26 protein-coding genes are annotated in these 22,022 nt (G+C 28.6%); 21 read left to right on the top strand and 5 right to left on the bottom strand.

Annotated features, from left to right (window positions below):
• Positions 1–188: 188 nt before the first annotated feature.
• The 3 genes from RSA29_RS14650 to RSA29_RS14640 all read right to left on the bottom strand — a co-directional run bounded on the left by RSA29_RS14650 (position 189) and on the right by RSA29_RS14640 (position 1,809).
• A complete protein-coding gene (locus tag RSA29_RS14650; RefSeq protein ID WP_346944534.1) occupies positions 189–341 on the bottom strand; it encodes a hypothetical protein in 153 nt (50 codons plus the stop codon).
• A gap of 59 nt (positions 342–400) precedes the next feature.
• Positions 401–619 (bottom strand): hypothetical protein, encoded by a 219-nt coding sequence (locus tag RSA29_RS14645; RefSeq protein ID WP_346944533.1) that lies wholly within the window; start codon positions 617–619, stop codon positions 401–403.
• A 278-nt stretch (positions 620–897) separates the two neighbouring features.
• The gene (locus RSA29_RS14640; protein WP_346944532.1) at positions 898–1,809 is read right to left on the bottom strand and encodes a transglutaminase-like domain-containing protein; all 912 of its coding nucleotides are present in this window, start codon (positions 1,807–1,809) and stop codon (positions 898–900) included.
• Positions 1,810–2,849: 1,040 nt separating this feature from the next.
• On the opposite strand from RSA29_RS14640, the gene RSA29_RS14635 reads away from it, so the two are divergent.
• On the top strand, positions 2,850–3,953 hold the full coding sequence (locus tag RSA29_RS14635; RefSeq protein ID WP_346944531.1) for a hypothetical protein: 1,104 nt from the start codon (positions 2,850–2,852) through the stop codon (positions 3,951–3,953).
• Between the two features lie 619 nt (positions 3,954–4,572).
• Positions 4,573–4,863 carry a hypothetical protein gene (locus RSA29_RS14630; protein ID WP_346944530.1) on the top strand — a complete coding sequence of 97 codons (291 nt, stop codon included), beginning with the start codon at positions 4,573–4,575 and terminating at the stop codon, positions 4,861–4,863.
• Positions 4,864–4,948: 85 nt separating this feature from the next.
• Here the strand turns inward: RSA29_RS14630 and RSA29_RS14625 are convergent, their stop codons facing one another.
• Positions 4,949–5,425, bottom strand: coding sequence for a hypothetical protein (locus RSA29_RS14625; RefSeq protein WP_346944529.1), 477 nt, complete (start codon positions 5,423–5,425; stop codon positions 4,949–4,951).
• A 377-nt stretch (positions 5,426–5,802) separates the two neighbouring features.
• Positions 5,803–5,964, bottom strand: a complete 162-nt coding sequence (locus RSA29_RS14620; RefSeq protein WP_346944528.1) for a hypothetical protein — start codon at positions 5,962–5,964, stop codon at positions 5,803–5,805.
• A gap of 289 nt (positions 5,965–6,253) precedes the next feature.
• On the opposite strand from RSA29_RS14620, the gene RSA29_RS14615 reads away from it, so the two are divergent.
• The 19 genes from RSA29_RS14615 to RSA29_RS14525 all read left to right on the top strand — a co-directional run bounded on the left by RSA29_RS14615 (position 6,254) and on the right by RSA29_RS14525 (position 21,871).
• Positions 6,254–7,006, top strand: a complete 753-nt coding sequence (locus RSA29_RS14615) for an AAA family ATPase (RefSeq protein ID WP_346944527.1) — start codon at positions 6,254–6,256, stop codon at positions 7,004–7,006.
• Positions 6,999–7,634 (top strand): hypothetical protein, encoded by a 636-nt coding sequence (locus RSA29_RS14610; protein WP_346944526.1) that lies wholly within the window; start codon positions 6,999–7,001, stop codon positions 7,632–7,634. The genes RSA29_RS14615 and RSA29_RS14610 overlap by 8 nt, the downstream gene beginning before the upstream one ends.
• Positions 7,635–7,686: 52 nt before the next feature.
• Entirely contained in the window at positions 7,687–7,884 is a 198-nt protein-coding gene (locus RSA29_RS14605) for a hypothetical protein (protein WP_346944525.1), read from the top strand.
• Complete coding sequence (locus RSA29_RS14600) at positions 7,860–8,327, top strand: hypothetical protein (RefSeq protein ID WP_346944524.1); 468 nt, start codon at positions 7,860–7,862, stop codon at positions 8,325–8,327. Before RSA29_RS14605 ends, RSA29_RS14600 begins: the two co-directional genes overlap by 25 nt.
• 692 nt (positions 8,328–9,019) lie before the next feature.
• The gene (locus RSA29_RS14595) at positions 9,020–9,457 is read left to right on the top strand and encodes a hypothetical protein (RefSeq protein WP_346944523.1); all 438 of its coding nucleotides are present in this window, start codon (positions 9,020–9,022) and stop codon (positions 9,455–9,457) included.
• Between the two features lie 89 nt (positions 9,458–9,546).
• Entirely contained in the window at positions 9,547–10,362 is an 816-nt protein-coding gene (locus RSA29_RS14590; RefSeq protein ID WP_346944522.1) for a hypothetical protein, read from the top strand.
• Positions 10,349–11,167 carry a hypothetical protein gene (locus RSA29_RS14585; RefSeq protein ID WP_346944521.1) on the top strand — a complete coding sequence of 273 codons (819 nt, stop codon included), beginning with the start codon at positions 10,349–10,351 and terminating at the stop codon, positions 11,165–11,167. Before RSA29_RS14590 ends, RSA29_RS14585 begins: the two co-directional genes overlap by 14 nt.
• A 131-nt stretch (positions 11,168–11,298) precedes the next feature.
• On the top strand, positions 11,299–11,964 hold the full coding sequence (locus RSA29_RS14580; RefSeq protein WP_346944520.1) for a hypothetical protein: 666 nt from the start codon (positions 11,299–11,301) through the stop codon (positions 11,962–11,964).
• A 13-nt stretch (positions 11,965–11,977) separates the two neighbouring features.
• Positions 11,978–12,643 (top strand): ATP-binding cassette domain-containing protein, encoded by a 666-nt coding sequence (locus RSA29_RS14575; protein ID WP_346944519.1) that lies wholly within the window; start codon positions 11,978–11,980, stop codon positions 12,641–12,643.
• The gene (locus RSA29_RS14570) at positions 12,633–13,175 is read left to right on the top strand and encodes a hypothetical protein (protein WP_346944518.1); all 543 of its coding nucleotides are present in this window, start codon (positions 12,633–12,635) and stop codon (positions 13,173–13,175) included. Before RSA29_RS14575 ends, RSA29_RS14570 begins: the two co-directional genes overlap by 11 nt.
• Positions 13,172–14,125, top strand: a complete 954-nt coding sequence (locus RSA29_RS14565; RefSeq protein ID WP_346944517.1) for a hypothetical protein — start codon at positions 13,172–13,174, stop codon at positions 14,123–14,125. The genes RSA29_RS14570 and RSA29_RS14565 overlap by 4 nt, the downstream gene beginning before the upstream one ends.
• A 656-nt stretch (positions 14,126–14,781) precedes the next feature.
• Entirely contained in the window at positions 14,782–14,910 is a 129-nt protein-coding gene (locus RSA29_RS14560) for a hypothetical protein (protein WP_346944516.1), read from the top strand.
• A gap of 389 nt (positions 14,911–15,299) precedes the next feature.
• The gene (locus tag RSA29_RS14555; RefSeq protein WP_346944515.1) at positions 15,300–15,896 is read left to right on the top strand and encodes a GNAT family N-acetyltransferase; all 597 of its coding nucleotides are present in this window, start codon (positions 15,300–15,302) and stop codon (positions 15,894–15,896) included.
• Between the two features lie 458 nt (positions 15,897–16,354).
• Complete coding sequence (locus RSA29_RS14550) at positions 16,355–16,648, top strand: hypothetical protein (RefSeq protein ID WP_346944514.1); 294 nt, start codon at positions 16,355–16,357, stop codon at positions 16,646–16,648.
• A gap of 1,088 nt (positions 16,649–17,736) precedes the next feature.
• Entirely contained in the window at positions 17,737–18,888 is a 1,152-nt protein-coding gene (locus tag RSA29_RS14545; protein WP_346944513.1) for an HNH endonuclease signature motif containing protein, read from the top strand.
• Entirely contained in the window at positions 18,854–19,171 is a 318-nt protein-coding gene (locus RSA29_RS14540; protein ID WP_346944512.1) for a nucleotidyltransferase domain-containing protein, read from the top strand. Before RSA29_RS14545 ends, RSA29_RS14540 begins: the two co-directional genes overlap by 35 nt.
• A gap of 210 nt (positions 19,172–19,381) precedes the next feature.
• Complete coding sequence (locus RSA29_RS14535; RefSeq protein ID WP_346944511.1) at positions 19,382–19,555, top strand: transposase; 174 nt, start codon at positions 19,382–19,384, stop codon at positions 19,553–19,555.
• Positions 19,556–19,894: 339 nt separating this feature from the next.
• Entirely contained in the window at positions 19,895–20,416 is a 522-nt protein-coding gene (locus RSA29_RS14530) for an IS3 family transposase (RefSeq protein ID WP_346944510.1), read from the top strand.
• A 390-nt stretch (positions 20,417–20,806) separates the two neighbouring features.
• Positions 20,807–21,871 (top strand): hypothetical protein, encoded by a 1,065-nt coding sequence (locus tag RSA29_RS14525; RefSeq protein ID WP_346944509.1) that lies wholly within the window; start codon positions 20,807–20,809, stop codon positions 21,869–21,871.
• Positions 21,872–22,022 lie beyond the last annotated feature (151 nt).

Here is a 22,022-nt window from a genome sequence, read left to right as displayed (position 1 = left end):
AGTGGCATTCTTTAAAATATTAGTAACCTAAGGTTCCAAGATCCTTTCGCCATTACCTCAGTGATGAAAATCTTAGAATGATACTAAAACTTAAAGGACCTAACCCTTCAATTATGGGTTAAGTCCTATTGGTTCTCTATTTCCTAATAGTATTCATTCCATCTTACCTACAAATTGGAATTTATAGCTTACTTTAATAAGTTAACCCCGTTATATTCATCTTGTGTCATGGAATAATATAATTCTCCATCATAACCACTATAATTTAAATCATCAATATCATCTATACAATAAGGCTTAATAATCAAATTTTCTGTATTAATATTTATATATTTAAACATAAATTTTCTTTAGTCAGAATGTGTATTCCTAAGTATCCGCCTCTCACTAAATCCTCCACTCATCTTTTATCAAAATAGAATATTTCTTTATCTGGATAAAAGCAGTGAACAACACCAAAACCACCCCAACCAATAAATTTATTGTTATCCTTTGCCAAATTCTTTTTAATGTATAGTGCCTTATAAAAATTCAAATTTACAATTACAAACAATATTATATAGGCCAAAAATACAAGCTCAAAATGGGACATCACGTCATTTAAAGTACTACCCACCATTTTTTACCTCCTTGCACAATTATTCATCTTTCTTATGCTAATTTTAAATTTGTAGTATAATATTAATGTCACCCTAACGCTTTTTGTATGCAAGTCGCTATTTTGAGGATGGTCGCATATAACTTATATCACTCAATTATGCAAGATTAGGTCACTGGCAAAACACTATTTCGTGAGTGCAAATGTTCGTTTAAAACTGAATATATGTAGTTGCAACAAGAAAGCTTTGTTGCGTAAAATATTCAAGCACTTGCAATAAAATGTATTCCCGAGGTAGTTCAATCAAGGACAATATATGATTTAGGAACATTAAGACTCTTATTTGAGACATAATACTCATTTATCACACTTAAGTTATTATCTATATCATTAGTGAGTTCAGCTATATAATCAAGGATTTCTAATTCCTCTGTAGATATGTCTTCATGGTCTTTACTAATAAGTTCCCATAAATCCCAATTAAGACCTCTCTCAACCCTGTTTAAATAAGGAACTGTTTCAATTTTATTTAAGGAAGCAAAATCGCGTAATAACTGTCCTCTTACAAACCATGATCCGTGCAAGTCTTCAATACCACATATTTCAGGAGATATAACCCCTGCTTTGCATAAATTCCAAGCTCTTCCCGCCGTAATAAAATCATTTTCTGTTAAATTACGTGGATTTGGGTTTGGAGTTTCACTTTGTATACTAATTTTATTAAATCCCCATTTTTGTAGCATACCTAATTGGAAAGGATCAATTTGTGGGTCATTCATAATCCACTTAGCACCGTCCCAATACTCTACTACCCAGTGATCCTCTAAAGATCCTTCCCATCCAAGATAAACAGCAAATCCGCAGCGGCTTCGAGCTGGTATACCTTTAAATCGTAATATAGCACATGCTAAGGTAGCAAACTCTCTACAACTAGCTATAACACGTTTTTCAAGTGTTCGTGGAATCATAAGGGGCTTATCATCAATGGAAATAATTTTATCCAGTAAGTCTGACATACTAACTTTATCAAAATTCTTTTCAGGGCAATCTTCAACGCCATAAAATTTACACCATGCACCATGGACCATTAACCCTTGTACAATTTGACATATATACTCCGGATTATCAGTGAGCTCATTAATAATTTCTCCATGCTTATATATATCTGTAAGGTATTCCGCTTTTCTATAATATTCTTTTTCATCTATCATTATCTTAACCTCTCCCTATTTTAATGGTCTTCCATCTAGATATTTACCCACATTTAGCTTCCAACTCTATACCCGGCATGGTTATATCATCTCATAAAATTACAGTAGAAATAATACCACTCTTTAAACCTTATAAAATGCTGATTCCCAAAATTGGTAAGGGAAAATAAGTATTTAGTAATAGTTTACTAATTTTTCATTTAACTGTAAACACATATTCCATTAAATCTCATTGTTTTTTCCATCTCTCTGTTTCAATGTTTTATCTAATGGTTCAAAATATTTTTTACACCTTTGACTTGTTATTTACTTCAAGAAACCTTAACTATAATTGTTAATTCACCCTCGCTATAAGTGACATTTCTAAAATAACACCCTCGTCATATCTGACATTCCTTGAATATGACCCTCGCTATAAGTGACATTCCTAAAATCACATACTCTCGTCACATCTGGCATTTTACAGGGACACTCTCGTCATAAGTGGCATATTTTTAAAATCTTTCACGAAATTATTCAAAATATTGGTAAATAACCTAGATCCGTTTCCATTTATTTGAATATTTTTCCTTTTATAACCTAAATCCACGCTTTTCAATTGTAAACTTTTTATGAACACCCATTTCCTTTTTATGTCAAATCGTGAGTTAGGTATCGTCATATCTGACATAACTGAAGAATTTCTTCTTAAAAAAGCTGAAATCGTAAGAAAAGTATCGTCATATCTGGCATAAAAAAAATAAAAATCGTGAATTCCTGTAATGACTAAGAAGTCAAACCGCTGAAACCTAGTGATACCAAGGCTTAACAAAAATCGTAGGCAAATCCTCGTCATATCTGACATAAAACCTCGTAACCCGCATTCTACCGTAAATTTTTTCGCGAAATCGTAAGTTAGGTATCGTCATATCTGACATTTTGGGTGATTTTGCAATGTGCTGTAAAATAATTTACAATGTTAGTAGTTATACAAGGCTGGACTAGAACTGTTGTAAAATCTAGCTTTGAGATATTTTCTAGAAGGAGGTGAAGAAGAAGAAATGGCTACTAAATTATATAACTCTCATTTATCTACATTACTATTTCAGTGCAATGAGTACTATATTCTTGATACTTATATTTCCCTTGTCCATATAGCAAGTGAAGTTAACTCAAAGTACTTAATACAAACCTATAGCGATTCTAAGGCAAACCTTATAGCTTTAGTACGGAAACATGTTAATGCTAGTTATAAGACTGTATATAACTGCCTAGACACCTTAATGGCTAAAGATATACTAGCCTATGATGAGGGGTTAAACAGCTGGATTTTAGTTGATATGGAGAATATGACTAAGGCTAAGGGGGATACTGCTACTGATGTGGACTCTTTATATAAGTTAACTGGTTATACCCATATTAGAAACTTCTTCTTCACACCGGAATTTGGAGCTATGAAAGCTAGGGAAAAGCGACTTGTTATATATATGACTCAATTAACGGATTCTAAGGCTTCAAACTTTCATGAAAGCTTTTCTATGAACCTACTAAAGCCAGGTAGCTCTTGGCTAAAGGTTTTGAAAACTAAGTGTAAGTATTATGCCAAGTACACCATAGAAAAGATGTTAGATAAGTACCTGGATTTATTTAATGATACCTCCGAGGATCTTAGATCAAGTGATCTATCTCCTGTGCAAAACAAAAGGTTTAAATTCGCATTTTCCTGTCCTTCTATAAGTGATAAGAAGAACTTAGAAAATCAAGCTATAGACTTAGTTATTGATAATAATAAAAATGAGTACAACCTAATCCTAAATAAAGCCAAATTTGCAGATGTAACCTTAAGTAAAAAGCTTATAATGCACCTTATAAGAGCCATCTCCAACCTTCGTGAGTGGTTTTTAAAGGAAAGGGTAGTACAACTAATAATTAATAAATATAGAGCAATCCAAATCCATAAGAGTAGGGAAAACATTAAATCCCTACCAGCCTATGCTGCAGCCGTAGTTAAAAGTGTTATAACAGAGTACACAGACTTTAAAACTAACATTATACCAAAGGGCATCTCCACCTATGAAGTTGGAGAATACTTCTTTGAACACGCAGATGCCGCCATGGAGGATTTACTTGCCCTAACAAAACATAATTTATCTCTATTTCACTAAGACCCATTGATTTAAAAATAAAAATCAATAGGTCTATTAGTGTTTCGGTATATCCAAATTTCATAGCCAAAAGAAGATAGGAAGTATTTGCTTCCTATCTTCTTTTGCTGTGAAGTGATAATTCTAAGGTAATATCTTAATTAATTATTGGTTACTGCCTCCATCCACAGTGGTTTTATCCATTATTCTATAAAAACTTTTATAAGCCTAAATTAAAGTCATATATATCATTAAAAATAAGATAACCTTTTTAAAACTAGTAACCTTTTATTAGATTTTACTTGTTTTAAAGCCGAACTTATCTTGTGTTACATGGGCTAGATATGCGATAAACTAAAATTTATGTAAAGTTATAAAATTTAATTTTAAACTTATCAAAGTTTAAAGTATTTTTATAAATAAATATGTACTTTTCATTTAACTTTAAAATAGGCCTAAGCCCATATATATCAATGGCTTTAGGAGATATTATTATCACCATAAATTGTATGTATATAATATTAACTGTTAGTATATATAATTAATCGTAGGATAAGAAATAAACTAGATTAGGTTTGCTTTTGGGTGATGGTGATTTTAAAAGATTATAGAAGGAATAAAAAATAGGTACATTACATGTATGCCTTATGATCAGAATGATTGTGAATGCCATGTTGTATGTGAGGTGTATGTTGAGGAACTTAAGAAGTTTATTTTTATTGACCCATCAAGCCAGGTTTATTTTATTAAGGATAATAAAATTTTAAATTTACTAGAATTAAGAGAATGCATTCAAAATAATGAAAGCGTTACTTACTACCAAGCAGCCTCACATAATGGTGAACCATTTGACTTATTAACTTATTTAGGGTACTTTACTAAAAACATATTTTACTTTGTAAAAAGTATAGATAACTGTGAGGATAAATAATCATTACTACCAGCTCTACTTGGTCTTGTATGATCCTAACTAAATATATTATAGTATCTAACCATTGGAACAAAGTAATACGTACCTATTGACTAGATACCTTTAATCCTAAATCATTTTTCTGAATGATATAAGAATATATATCTTCTTCATTTTTAATTCTTCCTAGATTAAAAATTGATAAATCTATTAAACCCTCAAGTAATGTAGAAGTTTTAATATTCCACTCAATGTTATCAAATATAATAGGGAAATCATTGTGTGGGTTTTTAGTATGAAAGTATAAGGCATCATTATGACCTTCATTACCATTTAAATGTATCCAAGTTTGAAAATCTCTTTGACTTGTGGTTGATAGCTTATCTATTTTTTCAAGCATTTTAAGATAATACTGTATGTGGATTTTCCTATGCTTTTGACTTAGATCAGTAACCCCATCAAAATCTAAATGGAGGTGCCAAAAGCTATACCATGATTCTTCAGACAAATCTATATCAAAATCTCTTAATTCACTTTTAACACCCCTATAATGCTTCTTTAAATATCTGGTCTTTTTATTCATGCAATCACCACCTTCATATATGTTAACTATAATTATTTAAAGTTAATTAGACATAATCTAATCCATTGTTTCTTACCATACATTAACTATATACCAATAAAAGTGAATTTGTAAGAGCTTCATCATGTATTTAAACTTTAGATACAGCTGTGATTTTAACATAATTTACAACACACTAAATGGTAAAAATAATGCATCATAAACTGCACAAAATTTGTAACAAAAATGTTTCAAAATTTGTGCAGTTTTATATGAATAACTATACTATAAAGCGAAACTAAGGTCTTATATACTAAGGTTTGAAATATAAAGCCTCAACAATATTTTCTTATTTTGGTGTTTAGAATTATAATTTAAATTCAATGGATTCAGTGATTTTAGTCTTTAGTATTTCTTTTATTATCTAGGGTAATACCAAGAGCAACCCCTAAACATAACCCTATTGCTAACTGGTCGAATATAACACCAAAGGCAAGACCTATGCCTGTACATATTGGGAAATAATAGTTGTATTTCTTTTTATCCTTATTTTCATACATATAATTCACCTCCATAAATATATATTAATTCAATAAAAAATCAATTGTATTTTTGCAATAATTATTTATTAGTTTACCTTATTCTATTATACATAATTAATAGAATATAATTCCAGTGAGAATATGAATTAAATAAAATAGAAACTTGGATATACATTTTGAAATCCAAGTTTCTATTTTTGATTCATGTTATAACACATGAATTGTTAAAAGGAATGTGTTATAATGTGTACATAGTTTGTAACAAGAATGTTTCAAGTAGTGTTAAATATACAGGAGGTACGAGAAGATGAAGGTAATAAGTATTACTAATAATAAGGGTGGAGTAGCGAAGACTACAACTACACTGAATCTGGCAGTGGCGCTTACTAAGCTGGGGAATAAGGTGCTGATGATTGATTTAGATCCTCAGGCTAGCTTAAGTGTTAACTTTGGAATAGATCCTTTAGAAAAGACTTTGAATATAAATAATGTTTTAACGGATGATACAAAGATAGAGGAAACTATATGTGGTACTCATATAGAGAATCTATGGATAGTAACAAGCAGCATAGAATTATCTAGAGCTGAGTTTATTATAATTAATAAAATGGGTAGAGAGTACATTTTAAGAAATAAGATTAAAGAACTAGGGGAAGAGTATGATTACATAATAATAGATAATTCACCTAGCCTTGGTATCCTAACAATAAATAGTTTAATGGCTGCGGATTATGTAATTGCTCCAACGGATCCTACATTCTTTGCCCTTAAGGGATTAGAGATATTAACGGCTACATTAGAGGAAGTTAAAGAGTGGAATAAGGACCTTGAATTCCTAGGGGTGGTAGTTACCATGTACGATGGTAGAACTAAACATCATAATGAGGTACTGGCAGCCTTAAAGGAAAGATACCCTGTGTTTGATAGCTTGATTAAAAGAAGTATTAAGTTCCCGGATGCATGTTTAGATATGAGTAGCATTTTTGAAACAGCAGGAGATACCTTCGAGGGAGCAATAGCATATATGGATATAGCAAAGGAGATTGTGAAAAATGGCTAAAAGAGGAAGTCTTGATAAAAGAGAGAAAGAAAATCCAAAGGTTATGAGAGGCGTTATGAGTGCTTTTGTATCAAGTTCAAGCACTGATGAAGTTACTAGAAATGAAGCAAAGAAAGAAACAATAAATGATACAAGTGATGTTAATAAAATTGATACAGATAGTGTAACTGTTAACGTACAAAATAAAGAACAAAATAGTTCAAATAATATTACAAATAGTAACACAGTTAGTGATACGAATAGTAACACAAATATTGATACAATAAATAACACAGATAATATAACAAATAATGAAACAATAAGTAATACAAATATTGATTCAAATAGTAACACAAACAATGAAACAATATTTGTAGCAGAAAATGTTACAAATATTGTTGCAAAAACCGTAACAAATAAAGTGCCAAAAATAACCCATGTTAAAACTATAAGAATAGGAAATAAAAGCCTTGAAAGCATATATGATAGTAATGAAACAACTACTAGATGTGCCTATCATTTAAGAAAAGATACCATAGATAAAATAGAAGAATGTTCAAGATTATCTGGCATGAAAAAAGCTGAATTTGTTGACTTAGTTTTAAACAGTACACTTACGGATATACTTAATAAAGCTAGTAAAAAATAATCTATATAATTAAGTAAGTATATAGATATTATTGAGTAGGAGGGTAATTGATATGAAAGAAAATAATATAAGAAATTTTATTAATAGCTCCTCTCTTGGAGTGTATACAAAATATATAGAAATAACAGATGGACAGAAATATTTAGTTAAGTCAGGTAGGGGTGATGGGAAAAGTAAATCATCTATACTAGAAATACTTAAACAAAGAATTCAGGAGGTGAAGAGATGCTCATTCCAAAATCAAAACTAGAAATTGTAGAATTAATGAAGGAAGAACATTACTTAGGAGACATAGCATACGATTTAGTAAGTGAACATTATAGCTTTAAGAGAAATGAAAATATTGAGGATCTCGGTCTATATCCTGCTGAATTTTATGGGTTATTTAAAAGAAAAGTTAAAGAAGTTTCAAGTGATGTAATAAGAGAGTTTATAGTTGATAGAATAATACCCTACAATAGAATGAATCTAGATTGTTATTTAGAGTATTATAATTTAGAATACTTTGATGAGTGGGAAATATTTTTAGCCGCAAAGGGAATGTGCTTTTTAGATACATTCTGGATAAGAAAAAGCAAGAGTGACAGTTATAAAAATCACATTAGATTTACAAATTCAGTGAGGGATGACCTCCTTACTGAAGAGTATTTTATACGTAAAAAGTTTTCTAAGGTAAAAGATAACACACAATAGTTAAAGTAACATTACAAATAGTAACACTAAAAATGAAACAAAAACATTACAATAAATGATTCAAAATATGAAACAAGTAACAACACAAGATTTGTTACAAAAATAGTTACAAAAATAGTAACAAAAACAGAAACAAATAAAGAAACATATAAAGAACCCAAAATAACTCATGTTAAATCTATGAATGTAGGCAGTAAAAGCCTTAAAAGCACCTATAATAGTTGTAAAACAACTATTATAGGTGCTTATTATTTACGTAAGATGCTATAAATAAGATATAATAATATTCAAGGTTATCATAGATTAAAAAGTTGAATTTATTGACTTAATTTTAAACAGTAAACTTACGGAAATACTTAATAAAGTTAGAAGAAATATATTTAATTCTTAAAGTTAATACCTTCTCATTATATAATCGCTATTACAATTACCATTAAAAATAATTTTATTATTAGGTTGCCATTATTACTATTAAATTACTTTTTACCTGATATTATCAACTTCTTTTACCGCTCTCTCAAGGTATAGATACCGCGATTTACCCATAGTACAGGGTAAAACTAACTGCTAAAATGCTATATATTACAAGAAATGTTGTAATTTTGATGTATATAAATTAAAATACATATTAGGCGGTTGAATTGTTATTAAATTTAATAACAATTTATAGAATATAAAATGAGATGTTTGAAATGAAGCAAAGTAAAAAAACTTGTCTAGTCTTATCAGGCGCAATATTATTATCAAGTATTGGCATATCAACAATCTTTGCTAATGAGTCTAGTGATACTGCTTGGTCTGTCCCATGGTCTTATACCAATAGTTCCGATGAATTAACACTCCCAAGACCAAAGACTGATTCCACATCAGGGTATGGCAGAATTATAGATGGTAACATAGACCCAAACTGGGGAATGTCCATGCAGCTTAAACAATCTAATGGGAACGATTTAACAGGAACATATCGAGTACTACCAAGCGTATCTTTTGTAGGTAATGAAGAGCATTATGTTCCAAGTAATGCCTATGAAAATGGGTATACGGACGTTTCAATGTATATTTATAAATGTAGGGGCTATGCACCTGGATGTGGTCCTGCAAATGGAGTATGGAGTCCAGATTCTTATTAAATCAATATGTACAAGCAGTATGAGAATTTTCCTCATACTGTTTGTACATATACTGCATGTGCTATAGTCTATTTAAGAAGGAGATTATTATGTTAAAGCTTGAACTTAAAAGGGGATTGAAAAGAAAATCATTTATTATAGCATTATTAGTTACATTTATTTTTTGCGTTATTAATATTATTAAAAATGATTATTATCTTCTTTCCATGCCTTACGTAACATATCCATATTTTTTAGAAGACTTTATTAAGTCTGGAATAATTTCTTCGTGTGAAAATTTTATTATGTTTAGATTTACAGATGTATCTAATATATTATTTTGCATTATGCCTATCATAGTATCTATGGCCTATGGAGATTCATATTTGGAAGATTTAAACAGTGGATTTTTAAAGAGTATTCTTTCAAGATGTAGTAAAAATAAATACTTTATAAATAAATTTGTTGCCAACTTTATTATTGCTGGAATAGCTTTTACATTACCACTACTAATAAATTTCTTAATCAATATTTGCTTTGGAGCAACTCTTCAGCCAGAAATCTTAAATCCAAATAATCTTAGAATAGGAAATCTTAACATGAATTTGTATGTGAATCATCCTATGATGTATACGACTCTATGGTTATTTATATACTTTATATTCTCTGGTGCTATTGCTAGTATATCATTGGCAATTAGTATTATAACTAGAAATAAGTTTATTGTTTTAGTTATTCCGTTTATACTTATGCAACTTATATCCATATTTTTTAGATCTATTAATATGAACTCATATAGTCCTATGAGTTTTTTATATTTAAGTAATAATATAGATATAAAAAGTATGATAATCTCTTTCATTGTAATGGTTTCATCCACTTTTATGATTTTATATTGGGGAGGAAAACATAATGAGGCATTATAATAACCTAGTTTGCGTTAAAAAGAGCCAGTTTAAATCTATTATTGCAGTGGGGTTGCTAATATGGGGAATATCTTCTGTTTACTATATTAGCAATATTGAACATGTAGTGAAGAGTCTACATGGATATTCTCTATGCAATATTGATTTTATTTTTTCATTTGACATTAGTTCGATACTTCAGGATACTAACTTTACATATATGATTAACCCATTATTCTGCGCCTGTGCTTTATACCTGATTACAATTAATTCCCGTGTAGTAAGCGTAATCAGGTACAGTTCAAAAGGCGATTTATGGAACAATAATTTTCTTTTAATTATATTGCTTTCATTTGTTATCAGTGTTTTATTAGTATTTGGAACCTACCTTATCGGTGGCATAGTTCTTGGTAATTTTAGTAACACATGGCATACTAATACAGGGTATTTCCATAAGGTATATGGGAATACCAACATATGGTCAACTTTGAGTGAAACTCTCACAACAACGAAAATACTTTTTATTATTTTCGTTTCCACATTTATACGTCTTTCTATGTTTGGAAGTATTATAAATATACTTAGCATTTTCATAAAACAATCTTATGTTTTTATAGTTATGATATCATTAGTTTTTATTGATTACACTAATGTATGTGCATTTTCCCCATTAAAATCTCAAATTCTTAAGGTAGATGATATTATTAACATAAATAACCTAATTATCAAAAACTTATGTTGTGTGTTTGTAATAGGGTCTATATATATATTGGGTAAATTTTTCAGGATAAAAAAGGATCAGTTTATTGAAAAGAATAACTTATAGAAGGTGATTAATCTTTGAATGATATTAAAAAACTACTGTTGAGAGATATAAAAATAACTATTAAATCTGTACTATTCAAGCTGAGCATTTTTTTTATTTTTTATTTCTTATTAAACTTGGCGGAAATCCAGTTGCTAAAATCTTATCAATTCATTGATGCTAAAAGTATTATTCTTGAAAATTTCAAGGGTTGTGAGTTTATAGAAAATTTCTCTGATAATTTTATTTTTCCTACAAAATGGCTATTAATCAACACATATATTCTTTATGTAATTGGAGATTATTTTTATAGGGAAATGGAAGTTAATGGTAAATATTTGCTTATAAGAGACAAAAAGTTATGGCAGGTTTATATTTCTAAAATAATATGGGCTTTTATTGTTATTCTGATTTACTACAGTATGCTGCTTTTGATAAGCATAGTATCAGGTGTAGTTTGCTATTCGCCTCATAATGTTATGACTCCATATTATTATGAAATGAACATTAGTACTTTAGCTATCACTGTATTGATACTATATTCATTAACTTCATTAACTTTATGTATTATTTTATACACACTGTCATTTAAATTAAAGCCTACATATTGCTTTCTTATAGTAATGACGATATGTATATCCTCTATATTCTTTAAAATGAAGTTTCTACCGGGACAACAGAATTTACTGGTAAGACATACTCCTTTTGACACTATTCATAATTTAACTATTGGGTATTCTATTTTATACGATATAATTCTGGGTTTTATTTTTTTATTAACAGGAGTATTTATAGCTAGAAAAAAAGAAATATTTTAGAAGGAGAGATTTTATGAATTCATATATACACATAGAAAATGTCACAAAGAAAATAAATGGGAATATTATACTTGATAATATAAATTTATCTTTAGATAGGGGAAAAGTTTATGGTATAAAGGGTAAAAATGGTTCAGGTAAAACTATGCTATTTAGGGCTATTTGTGGGTTTATTAAAACAGAAGGGACAATAACTGTTGGTGGTGAGCCTGTGGGCATGGATGGTACATATGCTAAAAATGTAGGAGTTTTATTAGAAAACCCAGGCTTTTTACCTAGTTACTCTGGCTTTAAGAATTTGAAATATCTAGCAGAAATAAACAATAAAATTGATGATAAACAGATTAAAGGGACTATGACTGCATTAGGACTTAATCCTGAGGAAAAGAAATCTTTCAAAAAGTATTCTTTGGGAATGAAGCAAAAATTAGGTATTGTACAAGCTATAATGGAAAACCCTGAGGTTATAATACTGGATGAACCCATCAATGCTTTGGATGAAGATTCTGTAAAAAAAGTAAACACTATTATAAGAGAATTAAAGAGTCAGGATAAATTAATATTAATATCAAATCACAATAATGAAGAATTAGAAGGAATATGTGATGAAATCTACACTATAGATAATGGAAAGATATGCAGCAAAAAAGTTATGAAAGGAATTTCAGATGAAGATTAAGCATGAAACTAAGATTAAAATTGTTATTTCACTATGCATAGGATGTATTTTATTATTATTTATCTGCTATAGATATCATAAAATGAATCTTGGAATTCCACAGAAATTTAAAAATGAAGTATTCAGGATGGACGATCAGGTAAAACTGGATAGTATAGATATTAAAATAACTGATTTTAAGCTTATAAATGATAAAAACAACAATATCATTAGTGTTAATATTTTGATTGATAATACTAATGTTGAAGATATTAACATTAAGAGCCTTATCTATAATAGTAAAATCCTATATAAAAATACCTTGATTGACGTTCCATGCAGTGTTGAGGGAAATGAAGATAACATTGTTAGCGGTAATAATGAAAAAAATATTACCATTAGTTATAGATTTCCATATGACAGTATAGAGGATAATATAAAATTTTATCCAAGTAAACAGTTATACGAACAGCAGATAAAAGGGTATATTGAAAATCATCTTTTAATGTATGAAAAAGCTATTGAAGTAGACTGTATGGGGGTTACACCATGAAAAAAATATTAAACAAAAATCTAATTTTAAGTGTAGTAATAGGTCTTTTCGCTATGGTATTATTTCTGCATAAAATATACCCTCAACTTCTAAATGCTGATACCTACAATGCAAATGTAACACCTGCAAAAGATGAAACATCCAGTGTGTCTACTGTGTCAGATGTTGAAATTGATGAAATTTTTTTCAGCTCAATGGATGAGAAGGAATTAATTCATTATAAGATTTTAAACTCTATAGATTTTTTTTCTTCAGTAGAGGGACAGTTTAACACCTTTAATATCTTCTTTAGTGATGCCACTGTAACTTATGCTATAGATATAAAAAATAAAAAAAGTCATGTAACTACCAACGAAGAAGGTAAAGATTTAGATTATACTTATAATAATGGTAAGGCGGTAGAACTTAATAACTTGGAAAAAAACTATAGAGAGATTAAATGTAATTATAATGAAAATGCTCTGTCAAATATTAATGCACAGCGAAATAACATTACTGAAAAAGATGATATAACAGCTAATATACAGATTAAGGATTTAAATAGGCTAAAGCCACGTCAACGGTATGACTTTACTGGGGTACTTTTAGGCAGAAGTTACGAACTATTTTCGGGTACTGGAATCAGTATATTATCTCAAGGGATAATGGTATGTAGCATGAATGACTATAGCAAATGGGATATTGAAGGAGAAGAAACTTTCTTAGACAGAGTATGTACTAAAATATCTGGTAATTTGAACGTCATTGATAAACGTAGTAAAAGTGAAAAATTTATAGCTTGGGTAGATACAGAAACGGGTGTAGTAGTAAAATACTACGAAGAGGATGGTAATGGAAAACAGACCTCGGGATTTGAAACTATATATATAAAATATAATAATGCTTTGGATGAAAATTTGTTTACCTTGGATTTTGATAAATATCCTGAAAAGGTTTTTCCGGGAAGATAGATGGGAAATAGAGAAAGGACATTGGGACTTGAGCTTAATATAAATTAGGGGAAATACTAACGATTTAGATAAGGGTGGATAGTGTTTTATCTAAAAGCAATGAAAGGAGCCAATTTATAACTCAGATATTGTACAATAAATAATTCAGATAGTGATACAGATAGTAACACTAAAAATGAAATAAAAACATTACAATAAATGATTCAAAATATTGAACAGTTAATGACACAAATAACAACACAAGATTTGTTACAAAAATAGTAACAAATAAGGGTCCAAAAATAACCCGTGTTAAATCTATAAATGTAGGCAGTAAAAGCCTTTAAAGCACCTATAATAGTGGTAAAACAACTATTATAGGTGCTTATTATTTACGTAAGATACTATAAATAACATATAAGAATATTCAAGGTTATCATAGATGAAAAAATTGGATTTGTTGACTTAATTTTAAACAGTAAGCTTACATAAATACTTAATAAAGCTAGAAAAAATATATTTAATTTTTGAAGTTAATACCTTCTCATTATATAATCGTTATTACAATTACCATTAAAAATAATTTTATTATTAGGTTGCCATTATTACTATTAAATTACTCTTTAATAGTAAATGAACCTCTTGTGGTAGGTGTAAATATTATTACTGTAGTGGGTATGGGTTATAGGGAGTTTGCTATAGAAGTGGGTCACAAATTAAATTTTGATTGCGATGAAGGATGGTTTAGTGGAATAAAAAAAACTATTAAATCAGAAGATTATACATTTTGGGGGCATGCACAGTGATTTTAGGATAATGAAGGATGAACTGTATCATAAGTAAATGAGGTTTTTACTAAAATTGGATGAAGGCATAGTGGTAAAGTAAACATCGCCTCCGACATGAAAATGTCGATTAATTATCAGTTATTTTTTTCTTATGCATAAGCTTAGAATTATTTATAATACTTATGGATGCTTTTTCGGCTACATCCAAGTGAAATATCCTTTCAAGTACATTTATTAAATTAGAATAATATTACTAACTTAATAAATTTAGGATAATATGTCATTGAACCTATTATAACCTAAATTGATATAGTATAATAGTTAATAATAAGAGGAGGTGGTTACATGGAAAGTGATATTAGCGATATTATCAACGATACAATAATTAAGAAGCGGGGGAAATTATTATGGGTAACCACCAAAATAGTGAGGGTTCTAATGAACTTTACAGAAAAGAGTACTTATTAAACGAGGGTCAACAACTTATTATACGAATTCCAGAACCAGGTGATGCACAAGGTTTAATAAATCAAATGCAAACTGTTGATGGTGAAACTAAATTCTTGGCACGTGAATCTGATGAATTTAATTTCACAGTGGAACAAGAAAGAGAATTTATTAAGAATTGTACGAATGATGAGAATATACGTTTTCTAATTGCAGAATTAGACGGTAGAATTATAGCGAATTGTTCAGTTGGATTAATTCAAAATAAAAAAAGGTATCTTCACAGAGCAGCGATGGGTATTGCAGTGATGAAGGATTATTGGAACAAAGGAATTGGGAAGAAAATGATGCAGGAATGTATTAATTGGTGTAAAGAAAAGGGTGTTGAACAACTTGAGCTTGAAGTTGTTGCTGAAAATAATCGTGCTGTTTCGATGTATAAAAGTTTAGGCTTTGAGATTTATGGTACAAAGAAACATGCATTGAAATATGGTGATGGAACTTATGCTGATGAATACTATATGATTTTATTCTTGAACAGTAGAAGAGCTGAGTAAAGATTTTGTTCATACACTTATATTTATACTTATTGAATTGGAGATGGACTGAAAATTCCACAGGTTTCCTTGTATGACAGCGGGTTGGCATCATGGCTAGAATTATTGAATAATGACACACGTTGTGAATAGCGAAACCTTGCAACATAAGGCGCATAAGTGTATGCGTCTTTTTTTATACAAAGATTTAGTTATTGTAAAGTAGTAATAAAAGAAAAAATCTCATTTGATAGCGATACGCTGAACCGTACCATAAGTAAATAATGTTTTAGCCTTAGGCATTGAAATAACTTGCCTAAGGCTGTTTTCATGTCTAAAAATACCATAGCATAAGTAATATTATAATTACAAAATATGTTATAATAAAATGACAAATGAGTTTTAAGTGAAAGAGGACATTGAGACTTGGCTTGCTAATAATAGATTGACTAAGATTTAATATGTATTGGGGGTATACAATGAATACTATAGAAAAACTAATTAGATTTCGGAAGATTTCTTTAATATGTTTATTTTTATCAATACCATTATGCATCGTAGGTGGATTAATTTTGAAGAATGTCTATACTTTATCTATACCAGCAATGATTACGTCTATAACAGGAATGCTTTTATTTATAATATATATAACAATCTCTTTTATAATATGGAAGTGTCCATATTGTAAAGTAAGATTACCAATGAAGTTTAATAAAGATAGTGATATAGATTTTGTATATTGTTGTTCTCACTGTAATAAGAAATTTAGCTAAATACAGTAATAAATAGAATATAACATTTTACATTTATTTTTATCATATCAACAATTTAATCTAATAGAGCTAATTTTAAAAGTTGCTGCATTGGTGTGATTCAAAGAAAAATGTAATGAAGTGTAAGAGTTTTTACAGTTAAAAAAATCGAAAAATATCAGAAAAAATCAAGTTTTCCCTAGAGGGCTTAAACCCTGTAAGCTCTAAGGCTACATGGTGCTAAGAACATAAAAGCATAAAAACATGGAAAATTAGGAATTAAAAATTAAAAATTAGAAATTGAAAGTTAAAGGTTAGAGGTGATGGTAAAGAGTTTATAATGATACAAAAAATAACATAAATATTGAAACAATAAATAATACAAATATTAACACGAATAGTGAAACATAAATATTACATTAAATGATTCAAAATATTAAACAGTTAATGACACAAATAAAACACAAGATTTGTTACAAAAATAGTAACAAAAATACCTCGTGCTAAATCTGTAAAGATAGGCAGTTAAAGCATTTAAAGCACCTATAATAGTAGTAAAACAACTATTATAGGTGCTTATTATTTACGTAAGATATTATAGATAAAATATAATAATATTCAAGGTTATCATGGATTAAAAAATATGAATTTGTTGACTTAATTTTAAACAGTAAACTTACATAAATACTTAATAAAGCTAGAAAAAATATATTTAATTTTTGAAGTTAATACCTTCTCATTATATAATCGTTATTACAATTACCATTAAAAATAATTTTATTATTAGGTTGCCATTATTACTATTAAATTACTCTTTAATAGTAAATGAACCTCTTGTGGTAGGTGTAAATATTATTACTGCAGTGGGTATGGGTTATAAGGAGTTTGATATAGACATGGGTCATAAATTAAATTTTGATCGTAATTAAGGATGGTTTAGTGGAATAAAAAAACCTATTAAATCAGAAGATTATACATTTTGGGGGCATGTACAGTGATTTTAGGATAATGAAGGATGAACTGTATCATAAGTAAATGATACAGTTTTTGTAATATGGTATACTTATGTAAAGATGTATTAAAGTTAAGCTTTTAAAGGAGATTAAGGGATGAGAAGAAGTATAAATGCTAATGTTGAAAGAAGAATATATGCTGAATCTATGGGAAGATGCATGAACCCAGAATGTAAAGTAGAATTATTTAAAGAGGGTGGCGACGTAATGGAAAAGGCACATATAATTCCTTATTGCGATACAAAAGACAACTCATTTGAAAATCTGATTATTTTATGTCCCAATTGTCATACAAACTTTGATAAAAACAATGTATTTAGCGTTGATGAGGTTAAACAATGGAAAAAAATGCGCAAAGATGAGTTTGAAAGATTTTTTAGTAAAGAGTATGATAACTTTGAAGATTTAAAGATCAAAGTAGTTCCATTATTATTAGAAAATAAAGCTATTTTTGAAAATTACTATTTAAAGGGTGAGAAGAAATTATGGGATAAGTTTGAAGGGCAAATTTTGTCTAATAATAGCATTATAAGATGTATTTTAAAAAACAATACTAAGCTAATTCAAGATTATAGAGAAAAAAATTTATCAAATTTAGCAATAGTACAAGATTTTTTCCTTCATATTGATGAGTTTGAAGCTACACGATTAAGTGAAGAAAAAGTAAGAGGTGTTCTATTCCCAGTTGAAATTAACTCATTGTTTGGAATAGAACCTTTAGAAGGTAAATTTCTACCATCTGTAGAGTCTGTGGAGTGTTTAATAGAAGCGTTGCAAAATAAGGGAGAATTTGAAAATATTGTTTTAGGTGAAGATAAGCCATATATACAGATTAAAAAGAAAAGTGATATTGAAAAAATCTACCTTAATGATACTCCTAAATTGAGACAAATGTATTATGATAATAAATGTTTTAGAACAACTGATGTTCGTTTTGAAAGTTTAAATTATGCTCTAAAAGTTATAAAATCAAGAGGACTAAAATTTGATTTTTTAGATATTAAGAATTTAAAAGAAATTATAGTAAATGGTAAAAAGATAGTTTTTATTTATAAGTATTATTTAAGTAAAACTGAACTATTAGAACTATGTCCAGAGGAAGAATGTATAATTTTAAACTTACATAATTGGAATGGACATAGTAGTATTTCGTCAGAAGCATATGAATTAGCAAAAGAAATTAAAGTTACACTACTAATAATGGATGAATTCTATGTATATATCAACCGAATTAAAAATAAAAGATAGTATTATTCAAAAAATCTTATATCATATAGATATATTTCAATCATTTGAGAATATTTATCTATTTGGATCGGTACTTGATGAGAAAAAAAATCCAAATGATATAGATTTATTACTAATATACAAAGATTTTTCTAGTAGTATTTTAATAGAGTTGTACAAGATAAGAAATACTTTTAAGGAATTATATGGGTTTTATTTTGATTTAACTGTATTAAGTAAAAATGAGGCAGAAGAATCGAATTTTATAATTAGATTAAATTCAAAATACTTAAAACTAAAATGATGAATGTTTATATTTATAAAATAAATCATAATTTAATATAATATTGGTGTATATATTCCAATGGATGAACATAATGTATGGAAATTTAAAATAGCAAAAGATAAGAAAGTATAGGATATGAAATAGATTTAAATTTGACGTGATATATTAAAGTTGTAACACTGGTTCGAACAATCTAGTATAATAAGATTTAAGAAAGTGGTGTTACAAATGTCAAATAAAAAATATGATAAGGAATTTAAAGAAAAAGTAGCTAGACTAATCTTAGAAGATGGAAGAACTTTAGCAAGTATCTCAAAGGAATATAATATTGAAAAATCAACCATTAATGGATGGACTAAGGCTTTTGAGCAAGACTGTATCGAATGTGATGATAAGATATAACCTAGTGTACATGAAGATATTAAGCGATTAAAGAAACTTACGGCCGATCTTGAAAAGGAAAATGCCTTCCTAAAAAAGGCGGCAGCCTTCTTCGCCAAGGAAATAGACAATTAGTTTATAAATTCATTGATTCAAATCAAGCCGAGTTTGGTGTTAGATGGCTTCTAAGACATTTTAAAATCTGTCCGAATGCTTATTATAACTATTTAAAGCAGCGTAAAAAGCCCTTTTATGAGAAGAAGCAGTTAGTACAGAATCACATTAAGGAAATCTTCCATAGTGAAAATGGTAAGATGGGTTACAGAATGATAAAGCTCTGGTTAGAGACAAGAAATTAATTTGAGTCTATTAACTGTACACAAATATATGAAAGAGCTAAACCTTAAGTCTGTTGCATTTAGAAAAAAACCAAACTATGTAAAGGGTACATCCCACAAAGTATTTGAAAACCTACTAAACAGAGATTTTTCAGCACCTAAAAAGAATCTAAAATGGTGTACAGATTTTACATATATCAGATTGTCTTCTGGAAAGATGCTATATAATTGCTGCATACTAGATTTACATGACAGAAGTATTATGGCAAGTAAAATTTCTACAAATATAACTGCAGACTTAGCTATAGAAACTCTACAAGATGCAATAGATACTCACAAACCATCCGCAGGATTAATTATACATAGCGACCAAGGATCTCAGTATACATCTAAAGCTTTTAATGACTTTTGCGGCTCTAATAAAATTAAACAGTCTATGAGCAAAGCTGGTTGTCCTTATGACAATGCTCCTAGGTCGTCTTTTTATGGAAAGCTTAAAATTGAACACCTTAATCACTATAATGTAAAAAGTATTTCCATCTAACTGAGTTAATTAATGATTATGTGTTTAGGTATTACCATCATAAAAGGCCTCATAGTTCATTACGTGGGCTCACGCCCTTTGAAAAGAGGTATTTATAAAATTAATCGAACTAAGTGTTACAATTTTGCTTGACCAGGTCAGAATTTAATATACGATATTTTAGATGTCTTAAAATCAATAATAAGGTATGAAAAGCATATAATAAATATCCACCAGCTAAGCTGGTGGATATTTATTAACGAGCAAAATTTGTATTACCCCCAATTAAGAGTTAAGATACTTAAAAATAATTAATTGAGTATTTTCTCTTAGAGGTATAGAATTAGTATGTATGAATATAAAGGTGGGTTCTGATATCTTTTATGTATGGGGAAATGGGGGAGATGAATATTGAAAAAGATAGCTATTATAAATATAAACAATGAAATTACAGTAAGAAATCAATATGATAATGAGTTTATTGAAAAAACCGAAAAGTGTTTACAAGATATCAATTGTATAATTAGTTTTACAGATAAATTCTCTACATTTAATAAGGCTTTTGAAGAATTTGATAAGTTTCTAAAGAAATTTGAAAGTAACCAAGTTTCTAATAATGAGTTTATAAGTGAAATAGAACTCAAGATAAACAATGTATTAAGTTCTGGATATAAATACATTGAAAATGTAAAAACGTATTTTTCAAGAAAGCTTGGGGCAGGGTCAGTAGAATTCTATACCTTTCAACTGAGTAAGATGTATGAAAAAAGCTTTTCTTATAGATTGATATATAATATTAGGAATTATACTCAACATTGTGGGAAGCCATTTCACAACTTAGAAAAATCCACAGACGAGTACAAACTTGTTTTATTTAAAGATATTTTTTTAGAGGAACACAAGAGTATTCAGCCAAGCTTTAAAAAAGAGCTTCATGCCTTAAATGAGAATATATATGATATAAAAAATCACCTATACAACTATTTCTTGAATTTAGCTGAATTTGATAAAATATGTGTAGACTACTGTTCAGAAATTAATTTTAAAGAGAATATAAAATCTGCATTTTTTATTACAGATAATTTTAAATTGCTGGATGATAAATATAATTACTTTATAATTAACAATCTTCCAAATGGACAACAAGATAAGTTGAATTTGAAACTACAATATGTAAATTATAAAGGTAGTTTATATATATTAAATAAATATATTCGTGAGTTTAGGCAACATGGATATGCCTTTCCTTGTTTTAATGAGTCATTCCCTCAAGTGATAAACGTAGATACACTTGCCGAGATTCCCCAAATAATTGAGGGGTCAGATATAGTTTTTGAAAAAAATATAATGTGGAAATGCATTAGAAAAACTGTGCCTTTTGCTTTAGGAAACTATTATTCAGTTTATATTAATAACTATATCAAAGAGGAGCTAAAACAGATTTTAAATCAAATTATTAAAGATAGAACTATTTAATTGTAAAAAATACTTTTGATTATGTGTTATATAAACGACTAAAGGGCAATGAAGTAGTAGGTTAGTTATTATGTACTTGGTAAAATTCTAGTAAAGAGAAAGATAGGTAAATTATAGAGCCTATCTTTTCTTTATTTTAAATAATTCCCCA

Source organism: Clostridium sp. (assembly GCF_036660475.1).
Taxonomy (GTDB): domain Bacteria; phylum Bacillota; class Clostridia; order Clostridiales; family Clostridiaceae; genus Clostridium_J.
This window is presented reverse-complemented; position numbering and strand designations above follow the sequence as displayed.

Bases quoted from the DNA above. Each gene is read 5' to 3' on its own strand.
- RSA29_RS14650 (WP_346944534.1), bottom strand. From the start codon at position 341: ATGTTTAAATATATAAATATTAATACAGAAAATTTGATTATTAAGCCT.
- RSA29_RS14645 (WP_346944533.1), bottom strand. From the start codon at position 619: ATGGTGGGTAGTACTTTAAATGACGTGATGTCCCATTTTGAGCTTGTA.
- RSA29_RS14640 (WP_346944532.1), bottom strand. From the start codon at position 1,809: ATGATAGATGAAAAAGAATATTATAGAAAAGCGGAATACCTTACAGAT.
- RSA29_RS14635 (WP_346944531.1), top strand. From the start codon at position 2,850: ATGGCTACTAAATTATATAACTCTCATTTATCTACATTACTATTTCAG.
- RSA29_RS14630 (WP_346944530.1), top strand. From the start codon at position 4,573: ATGCCTTATGATCAGAATGATTGTGAATGCCATGTTGTATGTGAGGTG.
- RSA29_RS14625 (WP_346944529.1), bottom strand. From the start codon at position 5,425: ATGAATAAAAAGACCAGATATTTAAAGAAGCATTATAGGGGTGTTAAA.
- RSA29_RS14620 (WP_346944528.1), bottom strand. From the start codon at position 5,964: ATGTATGAAAATAAGGATAAAAAGAAATACAACTATTATTTCCCAATA.
- RSA29_RS14615 (WP_346944527.1), top strand. From the start codon at position 6,254: ATGAAGGTAATAAGTATTACTAATAATAAGGGTGGAGTAGCGAAGACT.
- RSA29_RS14610 (WP_346944526.1), top strand. From the start codon at position 6,999: ATGGCTAAAAGAGGAAGTCTTGATAAAAGAGAGAAAGAAAATCCAAAG.
- RSA29_RS14605 (WP_346944525.1), top strand. From the start codon at position 7,687: ATGAAAGAAAATAATATAAGAAATTTTATTAATAGCTCCTCTCTTGGA.
- RSA29_RS14600 (WP_346944524.1), top strand. From the start codon at position 7,860: ATGCTCATTCCAAAATCAAAACTAGAAATTGTAGAATTAATGAAGGAA.
- RSA29_RS14595 (WP_346944523.1), top strand. From the start codon at position 9,020: ATGAAGCAAAGTAAAAAAACTTGTCTAGTCTTATCAGGCGCAATATTA.
- RSA29_RS14590 (WP_346944522.1), top strand. From the start codon at position 9,547: ATGTTAAAGCTTGAACTTAAAAGGGGATTGAAAAGAAAATCATTTATT.
- RSA29_RS14585 (WP_346944521.1), top strand. From the start codon at position 10,349: ATGAGGCATTATAATAACCTAGTTTGCGTTAAAAAGAGCCAGTTTAAA.
- RSA29_RS14575 (WP_346944519.1), top strand. From the start codon at position 11,978: ATGAATTCATATATACACATAGAAAATGTCACAAAGAAAATAAATGGG.
- RSA29_RS14570 (WP_346944518.1), top strand. From the start codon at position 12,633: ATGAAGATTAAGCATGAAACTAAGATTAAAATTGTTATTTCACTATGC.
- RSA29_RS14565 (WP_346944517.1), top strand. From the start codon at position 13,172: ATGAAAAAAATATTAAACAAAAATCTAATTTTAAGTGTAGTAATAGGT.
- RSA29_RS14560 (WP_346944516.1), top strand. From the start codon at position 14,782: ATGGGTTATAGGGAGTTTGCTATAGAAGTGGGTCACAAATTAAATTTT.
- RSA29_RS14555 (WP_346944515.1), top strand. From the start codon at position 15,300: ATGGGTAACCACCAAAATAGTGAGGGTTCTAATGAACTTTACAGAAAA.
- RSA29_RS14550 (WP_346944514.1), top strand. From the start codon at position 16,355: ATGAATACTATAGAAAAACTAATTAGATTTCGGAAGATTTCTTTAATA.
- RSA29_RS14545 (WP_346944513.1), top strand. From the start codon at position 17,737: ATGAGAAGAAGTATAAATGCTAATGTTGAAAGAAGAATATATGCTGAA.
- RSA29_RS14540 (WP_346944512.1), top strand. From the start codon at position 18,854: ATGTATATATCAACCGAATTAAAAATAAAAGATAGTATTATTCAAAAA.
- RSA29_RS14535 (WP_346944511.1), top strand. From the start codon at position 19,382: ATGTCAAATAAAAAATATGATAAGGAATTTAAAGAAAAAGTAGCTAGA.